At 73.1% G+C, this 11,540-nt stretch carries 9 protein-coding genes and 1 pseudogene; 5 read left to right on the top strand and 5 right to left on the bottom strand.

Annotation, left to right across the window (positions count from 1 at the left end; all coding sequences use genetic code 11):
- Positions 1-137 precede the first annotated feature (137 nt).
- Together ABZ471_RS45395 and ABZ471_RS45390 are read left to right on the top strand one after the other, a co-directional pair.
- The gene (locus ABZ471_RS45395) at positions 138-1,442 is read left to right on the top strand and encodes an aldolase (protein ID WP_359075024.1); all 1,305 of its coding nucleotides are present in this window, start codon (positions 138-140) and stop codon (positions 1,440-1,442) included.
- A 177-nt stretch (positions 1,443-1,619) separates the two neighbouring features.
- Entirely contained in the window at positions 1,620-3,515 is a 1,896-nt protein-coding gene (locus ABZ471_RS45390) for a protein kinase (protein WP_359075025.1), read from the top strand.
- On the opposite strand, the gene ABZ471_RS45385 is transcribed toward ABZ471_RS45390, so the two are convergent.
- Positions 3,461-4,255 carry a hypothetical protein gene (locus ABZ471_RS45385; RefSeq protein ID WP_359075023.1) on the bottom strand — a complete coding sequence of 265 codons (795 nt, stop codon included), beginning with the start codon at positions 4,253-4,255 and terminating at the stop codon, positions 3,461-3,463. The two genes, ABZ471_RS45390 and ABZ471_RS45385, sit on opposite strands and share 55 nt — an antisense overlap.
- Positions 4,256-4,262: 7 nt before the next feature.
- Positions 4,263-5,324 (bottom strand): LacI family DNA-binding transcriptional regulator, encoded by a 1,062-nt coding sequence (locus tag ABZ471_RS45380; RefSeq protein WP_359075022.1) that lies wholly within the window; start codon positions 5,322-5,324, stop codon positions 4,263-4,265.
- A 212-nt stretch (positions 5,325-5,536) separates the two neighbouring features.
- Here ABZ471_RS45380 and ABZ471_RS45375 point away from each other — a divergent pair, with 212 nt between their 5' ends.
- On the top strand, positions 5,537-6,490 hold the full coding sequence (locus tag ABZ471_RS45375) for an ROK family protein (protein ID WP_359075021.1): 954 nt from the start codon (positions 5,537-5,539) through the stop codon (positions 6,488-6,490).
- Between the two features lie 9 nt (positions 6,491-6,499).
- Here the strand turns inward: ABZ471_RS45375 and ABZ471_RS45370 are convergent, their stop codons facing one another.
- On the bottom strand, positions 6,500-8,524 hold the full coding sequence (locus tag ABZ471_RS45370) for an NPCBM/NEW2 domain-containing protein (protein ID WP_359075020.1): 2,025 nt from the start codon (positions 8,522-8,524) through the stop codon (positions 6,500-6,502).
- A gap of 215 nt (positions 8,525-8,739) precedes the next feature.
- Entirely contained in the window at positions 8,740-9,093 is a 354-nt protein-coding gene (locus tag ABZ471_RS45365; protein WP_359075019.1) for a hypothetical protein, read from the bottom strand.
- A 237-nt stretch (positions 9,094-9,330) separates the two neighbouring features.
- On the opposite strand from ABZ471_RS45365, the gene ABZ471_RS45360 reads away from it, so the two are divergent.
- A complete protein-coding gene (locus ABZ471_RS45360) occupies positions 9,331-9,552 on the top strand; it encodes a hypothetical protein (RefSeq protein ID WP_359075018.1) in 222 nt (73 codons plus the stop codon).
- Between the two features lie 142 nt (positions 9,553-9,694).
- The gene (locus tag ABZ471_RS45355) at positions 9,695-10,750 is read left to right on the top strand and encodes an NUDIX domain-containing protein (protein WP_359075017.1); all 1,056 of its coding nucleotides are present in this window, start codon (positions 9,695-9,697) and stop codon (positions 10,748-10,750) included.
- Positions 10,751-10,787: 37 nt separating this feature from the next.
- Here ABZ471_RS45355 and ABZ471_RS45350 read toward each other — a convergent pair.
- Positions 10,788-11,502 (bottom strand): annotated as a pseudogene (locus ABZ471_RS45350) (MBL fold metallo-hydrolase).
- Positions 11,503-11,540 lie beyond the last annotated feature (38 nt).

The raw sequence follows: 11,540 nt of genomic DNA, 5'->3' as shown, positions 1-11,540 counted from the left end.
CCCGTGACCGCGCCGGTCACGGGGGCCTCGGTGCATTCTGGAAGCGTCCCGGAAGGTGTTGACCAGCGGGAACCACCCCGGATAACTTCATTATACGGATTGTTGATTCCGCAGAGCGGAAATATGGAGGGTGTGGGATGGGTCAGGGCCAGCAGGAGAAGGTGGCGACGAGCCTCGCGGGCGCCGTCAGCGAGGAGATCAGCGCCTCCCTCGCGCCGGTCGACGCGGAACTGGAGCGCCGCTACCCCGGGGACCCCGGCACCCGGCAGCCCGTCCACACCGTGTACGTCCCCGGCGACGCCTTCGACGCCGACACCATCCGCTCCTGGGGCGACCAGGCTCTCGCCGCCCTCGACGAACACGCCCCGGACGCGGCCTCGTTCGCGGCCGTCCTCGGCCTGTCCGACGACCTCGCGGAGCCCGTCTACTCCCGCGTCCGCGCCAAGCTGGAGCGCGAGCCGATCGAGGATCTGCGCGTCGATTTCGAGGACGGCTACGGCCCCCGCCCGGACGGCGAGGAGGACGCGACGGCCGCCCGCGCCGCCCGTCTGATCGCCGAGGCGTACAAGAGCGGCACCGCGGCCCCGTACATGGGCATCCGCATGAAGTGCATGGAGGCCGCGGTGCGCGACCGCGGCATCCGCACCCTCGACGTCTTCCTCACCGGCCTGATCGAGTCGGGCGGCCTGCCCGAGGGCCTGGTGCTGACCCTGCCGAAGGTGACGTACGCCGAGCAGGTCACCGCGTTCGCGCGCCTGCTGGAGGCCTTCGAGAAGGTCCACGGCCTGGCGGCCGGCCGCCTCGGCTTCGAGATCCAGGTCGAGACCAGCCAGTCCATCCTGGCCACTGACGGCACCGCCACCGTCGCCCGCATGATCCAGGCCGCCGAGGGCCGCGCCACCGGCCTGCACTACGGCACCTTCGACTACAGCGCCTGCCTCGGCGTGTCCGCCGCCTACCAGGCCAGCGACCACCCCGCCGCCGACCACGCCAAGGCGATCATGCAGGTTGCCGCCGCGGGCACCGGCGTACGCGTCTCGGACGGCTCGACCAACGTCCTGCCCGTCGGCCCGACCGAGAAGGTCCACGACGCCTGGCGCCTGCACTACGGCCTCACCCGGCGCGCCCTCGCCCGTGCCTACTACCAGGGCTGGGACATGCACCCCGGCCACATCCCGACCCGCTACGCCGCCGTCTTCGCCTTCTACCGCGAGGGTTTCGAGCAGGCGGCCGCCCGCCTCGCCCGCTACGCCAACCGCGCGGGCGGCGACGTCATGGACGAGCCCGCCACCGCCAAGGCCCTCAGCGGCTACCTGCTGCGCGGCCTGGACTGCGGCGCCCTCGACATCGCCGAGGTCGCCCGGCTCACCGGCCTGACCCGGACCGACCTGGAGGGCTTCGCCGCCCCCCGGCGCGGCGACCTGACGGCCTCCGCGAAGTAGCGGACCTGTCACAGCCCCGGCCGCCGGCTTGAGCCGTCATCACCGCCCCGTACCCTGGACGCCATTCATCGAACACGGCGGACGAGGAACGGGGCGGCAGTGTCTTCGGGGGAGTACGGACCTGACGGGCGCGGACCGGCGCCGCAAGGGGACGGCGGGCGGGCCGGGTACGGCGACGTGGGCGGGGCCGGGCGGCTGCTTGCCGGGCGGTACCGGGTCGTCGCCCGGCTCGGGCGCGGCGGTATGGGCGTGGTGTGGCGGGCGGTGGACGAGGTCCTCGGCCGGGAGGTCGCGGTCAAGGAACTGCGCACCTACACGGACGCGGCCGGACCCGAACTGTCGGAGCTGCGGGTGCGGATGCAGCGCGAGGCACGCGCCGCCGCCCGCGTCCGCCATCCCGGCGTGGTCGCCGTGCACGACATCGCCGAGGTCGACGGGCGCCCGCTGATCGTCATGGAACTGGTCGACGGGCCCTCTCTCGACGACGTCCTGCGCGAGCGCGGCACGATGGATCCCTACGAGACGGCCCGGATCGGCGCCGAGGTGATGGACGCGCTGGCCGCCGCCCACCGGGCCGGTGTCCTGCACCGAGACGTCAAGCCCGGCAACATCCTGCTGGACCGCTCGGGCCGCGTCGTTCTCACGGACTTCGGCATCGCCACCATGGACGACCCGGGCGACGGGTCGGCCACCCACCTCACCCGCAGCGGCGAACTCGTCGGCTCCCTGGACTACTTGGCGCCCGAGCGCGCGCAGGGCGCCGACCCCGGCCCGGCCTCCGACGTGTGGGCCCTCGGCGCCACGTTGTACGCGGCCGTCGAGGGATCCTCGCCGTTCCGCCGCACGTCCACGTACTCCACGCTCACCGCGATCGTGGCCGACCCCCTTCCCGAGCCCCGCCGTGCGGGCCCGCTGGCTCCCGTACTCCAGCGCCTGCTGGACAAGCGTCCGGACGGGCGTCCGGACGCGGAAGAGGCCCGTGAGCTGCTGCGCGAGACGGCGGCGACAAGGCCGCCGGACAGTCCGACGGCCGCTTTGCGCGCAGCTCCGGCACGCGGCCCCGAGCCGACGGAACGCAGCGTGCCGCAGAGGCCACCGGGCTTCGGCCCGCCGGCCATGGGCCACGGCGTCCCGCCGACGCACGCCGTGGGAGAGGGCTTGCCCGCCGGGCAGGCATCACGGACGCACGCTGCGGGAGAGGGCTCGGTCGCGGGGCAGCCGACGTATGCCGTGGGGCAGGGCTCGGCCGCCGAGGAGGGGTCGCGGACGCATGCCGTGGGGCAGGGCTCGGCCGCCGAGGAGGGGTCGCGGACGCATGCCGTGGTGTCGGGCTCGCCCGGTGGGCAGGTGCCCCAGGCGTACGGCCGCGGTGGCGCCGGGGCACCGTACGCCGGCGCTCCCACCAGCCCCATGGGCACCCCGACCGCCGCGCCCCGCCGCAAGGGCCGCGCCCTGCTCGCCGCCGTCGCCGTCACGGTCGTACTCGCCGTGGTTGGGGTCACCGTCGCCCTGCTGAACAACAAGGGGGAGTCCGAGTCGGACGCCGCGCCCGCAGGATCCCGTACCGAGGCCGGTGCCACCGGCCGTGCCGACACCGAATGGTCCGCGCAGCCGAAGCCCTCGGGCCGGGGCACCGGGAAGAGCGCCGCACCCAGTGCGAAGGCGAGCCGCGCGAGCGGTGACCAGCCCTCCCACCGAGCGTCCGCCTCCGCCCCGGCCAAGGCCTCCAGCAGCCCTACGCGGGGCGGAGGCACACCGGGCGGCGGTACCGGCGGCACGACCGGCGCGGCCCCAGCCTGTCAGCCGATCGGCGGCGGCAAGTACAACTGCCAGGTCTGGCGCGCCGCGAAGTCCTACACCGCCTCCGGCGCCGAGGCGGGCGTCCTCGACGCGGGCACCAACTACTTCTTCTGCCAGACGAACCTGGGCCGCCGGGAGACCTACGGCCGGTGGACCAACGTCTGGTGGGCAAGGACCGACGACGACAGCGGCAACACCGGCGTCTACGTCAGCGACGTCTACCTCAAGGGCGGCGGCAACGACGAACCGGTACCGGGGCTCCCCGCCTGCTGACCGGCGACGTACGGCTCGAACCCGGACTCCGTCACCCACCGGTGTTCCGCGAACAGCCGTGTGCCCCGCGCGCACACGGCGACGTCCGCGCGGGCCCGCGCGCAGAACTCCTCCGGGGTCGCGCCGAGCAGTTCCCTCAACGGGGCGGATGCTGCGAGGAGTTCGGTCAGCAGGGTGTGCTGGCCCGGATGGCTGCGCGGCGCACCGGCGCCGTTGTCCAGCACTCCGTGCTGGTTTATGTACGCGTACACCCCGGGCAGGACCCGACCGTCCGCCAGCTCGATGCGTACGTCCGGTGCGGGCAGCCAGGCCCGGCGGAAGTTGCCGTCGGGCAGCGCCGTGCCCTCGCTGGCGTCGATCACGTGCAGTTGCCGCGGGTCCAGCCAGAGGACGAACAACTCCCGTAAGGAGCGGGGGGACTTGACCGGTGAGGCGGAGACGTAGCCCAGGCGGCTGACGTGCGCCGAGACGCCCACGTCGACCCCGTGCACCCGGGCCCGCACCATCGGCAGCGGGGATTCGATCCCGAACTCCGCCATCTTGTGGCGCAGTTGGCCGGGACAGGCGTTGGAGCCGACCGCGAGGACCGGCATCCGGTCGTCGTACACCAGGCGTTCGAGCGGCAGCATCCGGTCGCCGTGCAGCAGCCCGGAGTCGGCCGGCCAGGCGCCCGGATAGAGCAGCGGATGGTCGCGGGGTGCCTCGGCGAGACCCAGTTCCTCCAGGGTGCGGCCGGTCATGGGCGGCTCACCCGGCGGGCGGCAGCTCGCCGGAGCCGCGGGTGATCAGCCGGGTCGGCAGCTCGATGCGCTCCGGTTCGAGGAGGGTGCCGTCCAGCTGGCGGAAGAGGCGCTCGGCGGCGGTCCGCCCGAGCGCGGCCGCGTCCTGGGCGACGACCGTGACGCCCGGCCGGAGCAGATCGGCCAGCTCGATGTCGTCGAAGCCGACGAGGGCGACCTGACGGGACTGCTCGGCGAGGACGCGGATCACGGTGACCGTCACCCGGTTGTTGCCCGCGAAGATCGCGGTGACGGGGGCGGGCCCGGAGAGCATCTCCTCGGCGGCCCGGCGCACCCGCACCGGATCCGTCGCCCCGAGGGACATCCACTGCTCCTCGACGGGTATCCCCGCGTCCTCCATGGCGGCCCGGTAGCCGCGCAGCCGCTCGGCCGCGGTGTGGATGCGGGGCATGTCGCCGACGAACCCGATCCGGCGGTGGCCGTGCGCGATCAGATGGGCGACGCCGTCGCGGGCACCGCCGTAGTTGTCGGACAGGACGACGTCGGCGTCGATCTTCCCGGCGGGACGGTCCACGAACACGGTGGCCACCCCCGCGCGGATCTCCGGCTCCAGGTACCGGTGGTCGTCACCGGCCGGAATCACCACGAGACCGTCCACCCGCCGTGCGCACAGGGCAAGCGCCAGCTCCTGCTCCCGCTCCGGGTCCTCGGCGCTGGAGCCGTTGATCAGCAGCGCGCCGTGGGCCCGGGCCACCTCCTCGACCGCGCGGCTCAGCGGGCCGTAGAAGGGGTCGGCGAGGTCTTCCAGGACCAGGCCGATGCTGGCCGTACGGCCCTTGCGCAGGACCCGTGCGCTGTCGTTGCGGCGGAAGCCGAGCGCGTCGATCGCCTCCTGGACGCGGCGTTCGGTGTCCGGGGTGACGCCGGGTTCGCCGTTGACCACCCGGGACACCGTCTTCAGCCCGACCCCGGCCCGCGCGGCCACGTCCTTCATCGTGGGACGGTTGCCGTAACGGGTCCCGGAGAGGTGGTCTGCATGGTGGTCGGCGCGGCGGGTGCTCTCGGGCACGATGCGGGGTCCTGTCCTGTCGTCCGTGGTGTCCACGGGGGTGGTGCGGCGATCCGTGGTCTGTACGAGGATGTGGCGTCGAGCATAGAGCCTGGACAACGTTGTCAGATGCGAGAGAGACTGTCCACCGCTGTTTCCGGCCTGCGCCCCCACCGCTTGACCGGCCTGCCTCTTTCTGGTTTTTCAAGCTTCAACGGGGAGATCTGACTCTGATGCACACCGACCTCGTGGCGGCCCTGGACATCGGCGGCACCAAGATCGCCGGCGCGCTGGTGGACGGTCACGGACGGATCCAGGCACGCGCACAGCGCGCGACGCCCGCGCAACAGGACGGCGAAACGGTCATGCGGGCCGTCGAGGAGGTGCTCGGCGACCTCGCCGGGTCGCCCCTGTGGGGACGCGCCGACTCGATCGGTATCGGCAGCGCGGGCCCGGTGGACGCCTCGGCGGGTACCGTCAGCCCCGTGAACGTGCCGGGCTGGCGTGACTTCCCGCTGGTCGAGCGGGTACGCGCGGCCGGCGGGGGCCGGCCGGTCGAGCTGATCGGCGACGGGGTGGCGATCACCGCAGCCGAGCACTGGCAGGGCGCCGCCCGCGGCCACGACAACGCGCTTTGCATGGTGGTCTCCACGGGCGTCGGCGGCGGTCTGGTCCTGGGCGGCCGGCTGCATCCCGGCCCGACCGGCAATGCCGGGCACATCGGGCACATCAGCGTCGATCTGGACGGCGACCTGTGTCCGTGCGGCTCGCGCGGCTGCGTCGAGCGCATCGCGAGCGGCCCCAACATCGCCCGCCGCGCCCTGGAGCAGGGCTGGCGGCCGGGCCCGGACGGTGACACCTCCGCCGCGGCGGTGGCCGCCGCCGCCCGGGAGGGCGACCCCGTCGCCGTGGCCTCCTTCGAGCGGGCCGCGCAGGCCCTGGCCGCAGGGATCGCGGCCACCGCGACCCTCGTGGAGATCGACATCGCGGTGATCGGCGGCGGCGTCGGCAAGGCCGGCGACATCCTCTTCACGCCCCTGCGCAAGGCTCTCGCCGACTACGCGACCCTCTCCTTCGTCCAACGGCTGACGGTCACGCCCGCCCAGATGGGCACGGACGCGGGCCTGGTCGGCGCCGCCGCGGCCGCGCTGGCCCGGAGGCCGGACGCGACCGCGGCCGGGGTGTGAGGGCCGGGCTCAGCAGGTGAGCCGGGCATCCGCCCAGTCCGCGTGGTCCGAGTCGATGCCGTCTCCGCCGTCGGTGACGACGAGGCGGACCACTTGCGCGCCGGTGACGTCGGCGGTGAGCGGCTGGGCGGGCTGCGCGTTGGTCAGCACGCCCGTCGAGGCGACCTTGCCGCCGTCCGCCCAGATCTCGAAGCCGACGGTGCCCTTCGTGCCCTTCTCGTCGTCCACGCCGACGTCCGCGGTGACCTTCGAGCAGGCCGTGCCGGTGTAGAAGGAGACCTCGCTCTCCGCGTGGACGCCGAGCCCCTTGGCGTACACCACGCCGCCCAGGGTGATCGGGTGGCCGTCGCCCGCGTCGCTCTCCCCGTTGCTGGTGTCGCGCTCGACCGGCCCCCAGCCGCTGGTCGCGGACAGCATCGGCAGGTCACTGAAGTACGACGTCCCGGTGGGCGGCGGCAGCACGACCGTCGCGGTCAGCGGGACGGTACTGGTGACGCTGTCGCCGGCGGGCGAGCGGTAACTCGCCTTGAGGGAGAGGCCGTACGATCCCGTCGGCGTCCCCGCCGGGGCGGTCACCGTCCAGTCGGTGCGCAGGGACGTGCCGGTGGGGAGGGCGGCGGCCGTGGTCGCCGAGGCCGCGCGCACGGTCCAGCCGGCCGGGCCGGTCAGGGACACGGACACCCGGCGCGCGGGCGTCCGGCCGAGGTCGGTGACGCCGGTGGTCAGCGTGGCGGGGACGGCCGCCTTCACGAAGGGGCTCCCGTCCAGGCGGAGCTCCGCGGCGGGCGGGTTGGCGGCCCAGTCCGGGTCGGCCGAGACCCGCAACAGCACCGTGCCGTGGGCCGGGACGGTGGCCGCGAGGGTGCCCGCGGTGTTGAAACTGCGGTGCTGCCACAGGTCGCGCAGGGTGTAGGCGGGGGCGTCGGGCAGGCCGACGGCGCTCGCGGTCGTGGCGATCCGCTGGGCGGTGCCGGACTCGTTGAAGAGGGCGACCGCGCGGCTGCCGTCCTGCATCTCCTTGGCGACGACCCAGCGCCCGCCCGCGGAGGACACGACGGTGCCCTGCTGGCCCAGCGGGTCCTGGTCGACGGCGATGACCTCCTTGTTGTCCAGGATGTCGAAGGTCGCCTGGGTGGCCTTGCGCAGGTCGGTCCCGATGAGCAGGGGTGCGGCCATGACCGACCAGAGGGAGAAGTGGGAGCGGTACTCGGTGTCCGTCATGCCGCCGTTGCCGACCTCCAGCATGTCGGGGTCGTTCCAGTGGCCGGGGCCCGCGTGCGGAGCGAGGGGCAGGTTCTGCTTGAGGATCGACAGCATCGAACCCCAGCTGTCGCTGATGTCACCGGTGGTCCGCCACAGGTGGCCGTCGTCCGCCGCCCACTCCCAGGGCTTGTTCTCGCCCCACTCGCAGATGCTGTAGACGATCGGCCGGCCGGTCGCCCTGAGCGCGTCCCGCATGGTCCGGTAGCGCAGTTTGGCGTCCACGCCGAGGTTGTTGCAGTTGTCGTACTTGAGGTAGTCCACGCCCCAGTCGGCGAACTGCTGCGCGTCGCTGTACTCGTGGCCGAGCGCCCCTGGGAAGCCCGCGCTGTTGCAGGTCTTGAAGCCGGCGCTGGTGTAGATGCCGAGCTTGAGGCCCTTGGCGTGGACGTAGTCGGCGACGGCCTTGATCCCGTTCGGGAAGCGGGCCGAGTCCGGCACCAGCTTGCCGTCGGCGTCCCGGTCGGGCAGGGCCCAGCAGTCGTCGAGGTTCACGTACTGGTAGCCGGCGTCCTTCAGCCCCTTGTCCACGAAGAGGTCCGCGATCCCCTTGACCATGGCTTCGTTGAAGTCGGCACGGCAGTGGGTGGAGTTCCAGTTGTTGAAGCCCATGGGCGGGGTGAGCGCGAGGCCGTCGGCCAGGGAGGGCGTGGCGAGGGGGTGCCGGGTGGGTGCGGCGACGGCCGGTGCGGCCAGGCCTGCCGCGCACAGCAGCCCTGCGGTGAGCGCTCCGGCCAGTCTTCGGAGCGTGGTGCGGGTGTGAGGGTGACGCATCGTCGACGTTCCTCCGACTCGCGAAAGGTGGCATGGCATGTACGGGTCACCGGTGCGCGTTTACGGTAGGACGTGTCGGACTGTGTTGGAAGAGGTGTGCCCCAGGTTGTTCGACACCCCGTCACATCCCTTGACGGCAGGAGATGGCAAGGGTGGTCGAAGGTCCGGATGTTCGATTGTGTGGGTTCGCCCGGCCGCTCGGCCTCCTGGCGGCCTCAGCGGAACTCGTGCACGACCTCGATCGGGCCGACGATGTGGGCGTTGAACTCGTCCAGTTCCTCGGCGGGGACCCACAGCTCCAGGATCGTCCGGCCGCCGGCCTGCTGCACCGGATAGCGGGCGAGGAACCCCGCGTCGACCTCGAAGCGGGTCACGAAGCCGGCGCCGTCGTGCTTCACGTTCCAGTCCCGGGCGATCCTGATCGCGTAGTCCTCGTTGAGCACCGGGTAGAAGATCGGCTGCTCGGGCAGCCGCGGCGGCCACGCCCTCCACTCCAGCTCCCGGACCAGGTCCAGCTCCACGGGCCCGGTGGGGCGCCAGAGGGTCGTCGTCGGGCGGGTGCTGGTCATGGCCGTCTTTCTCCTGGTCATGGGCTGCCGACCGGCGGCAGGCGGGGTCCGGACACTACCCGCACGGTGATCGCCGCGGCCACGGGGTTTCGCGGTGACGGCCGCTCCCGGACACTGCGCCCATGGGGCCGGGACGACCAGGAGAACGGGCGCCGCCGAACCGGAGCACGGTCGACCTGAAGAACGGGATCGCCGTGATCCGCGTGACCCCCGGCGGGTTCCGCAGTTGATCCCGGCATGAAGAAGCGCAGCATGCTCGCCATCGCCACCCTCGCCACCGGATTCGTCGTGGCGGCCGTCACCCCGTCCCATGCGGCCGACAAGGGATCCGCAGGCTCCCACGCAACCGACAAGGCGCCTGCCGGTGACCTCAAGGTCGCCGGCACCCTCGACAAGGTCGACGACCTGGCCGGCCGGGACGGCCTCGTCCTGACCGACCACGCGCTGGGTCAGCAGTAGCCCGGCCCGATGCCCGGCGCAGTGCCGGTGTCCCCGGTTCGGGGGCACCGGCACTCGCGTGTGCGCACCCTCAACTGGATGTGGTTTCCGTGGCAGGGTGGAGCGGGCAAGCCACAGGGGGCCAACAGAAGAGGGGGAGTCCGTGACCGTCGTCTGGATCAACGGCGCGTTCGGTGCGGGGAAGACCACCACCGCACGGGAACTGATCGAGCTGATCCCGAACAGCACGCTCTTCGACCCCGAGGTCATCGGTGGAGCGCTCGCGCACCTGCTGCCGCCCAAGTGCCTCGCCGAGGTCGGCGACTTTCAGGACCTGCCGATCTGGCGCCGGCTCGTGATCGACACGGCGGCCGCGATGCTCGGCGAGCTGGGCGGGACCCTGGTGGTCCCGATGACCCTGCTGCGTCAGGAGTACCGCGACGAGATCTTCGGCGGCCTCGCCGCCCGCCGGATCCCCGTACGGCATCTGCTCCTCGCCCCGGCGGAAACGATCCTGCGCGAGCGGATAGCCGGGCGGGAGATCCCGCCGGACCTGCCCGACGGCGAGATGCGGCAGCGGCAGTGGGCGTACGACCGGATCGAGCCCTACCGGGCCGCTCTGGCCGCCTGGCTCACCGCAGACGCCCACCTCGTCGACACCAGCGACCTCACCCCGTACGAGACCGCCGTCCGTATCGCCGACGCCGTCGGCAGCGGCGCCGTACCCCCCTGCGACATCGTGCAGACCCCCGAGCCCACCGCCGAGACCCTCGCCGCCGGCGTGCTCCTCTTCGACGAGCAGGACCGCGTGCTGCTCGTCGACCCCACCTACAAGCCCGGCTGGGAGTTCCCCGGCGGCGTGGTCGAGCGCGGCGAGGCTCCCGCCCGCGCCGGCATGCGCGAGGTCGCCGAGGAGACCGGGATACGACTGCGGGAGGTGCCCCGGCTGCTCGTCGTGGACTGGGAGCGGCCCGCACCTCCTGGGTACGGCGGACTGCGCCTGCTCTTCGACGGCGGTCGGCTGGACTCCGCCGAGGCGTCCGGGGTGCAGCTGCCGGGGCCGGAGCTGCGCGGCTGGCGCTTCGCCACCGAGGAGGAGGCCGCCGACATGCTGCCCCCGGTCCGCTACGAGCGGCTGCGCTGGGCGCTGCGGGCCCGGGAGCGCGGGGCCGCCGTCTATCTGGAGGCCGGTGTACCGGTCGCCGGGCAGGCTGCCTGACGGGTCGTCGGAGTCCGTCGGGGTCATGCGCCCGTGATCAGCCGGTGGCCGGGTGATCGTCCGTCGCTTTCCGAAGGGCCGTCGATGCCTTGCCCACCACCGGGTCCCCGTGCCCGAAACACGCCACGTCCACGTCGAGGGCCGCCAACCGGCCGAGGGAACGGAGGAGTTGCGGTCCCTCGAGGTTGAACCTGCCCGCTACGACCGTCCCGCCGACCGGCGAGGCCGCCACCGTGTGGCCCGTGAACAGCACACCGTCGCCGGGAAGGAACAGGGCGACGCTGCCGCCCGTGTGGCCGGGTAGGCGGATCACCCGCGCGGCGTCGCCGACGTCGAGCACATCACCGTCGGACCCGGGGGTGACGCCTCTGGGGCGCACCGGCTCGCCCTCGGGGAGGTGCTGCGACACCTCCGCGTGGATCGGCAGCTCCCAGTCCTCGAACCGCGGGACCGGGCCGGGGCGTTTCCCCCGACGAACGGCGCGTCCAGGTGATGGACCAGTACCTCGGCGCCGCTGAGCGCGGCGAACTCGGCCGCTCCGCCCGTGTGATCCTCGTGGAAGCGGGTCGGCACGATCCGCCGTACGTCCCCGGGGGGCGGCCCAGTGCCGTGATCGCGTCGGCGATCGTGCGGCCCGCGCCGATCGCCCCCGCGTCGATCAGTGTCGACTCCGCGCCGTCGTGCCAGAGACAGACCTGCCCGACGGCGAAGCGCAGGAGATGGAGGCGGGGGAGCAGGTCGACGACGTCCATGCGCCGACGGTAGGCAGCGCCCTCGCCCATGGGCGAGG

Origin of the sequence: Streptomyces sp. NPDC005728 (assembly GCF_040630895.1) — a bacterium.
Taxonomy (GTDB): domain Bacteria; phylum Actinomycetota; class Actinomycetes; order Streptomycetales; family Streptomycetaceae; genus Streptomyces.
This window is presented reverse-complemented; position numbering and strand designations above follow the sequence as displayed.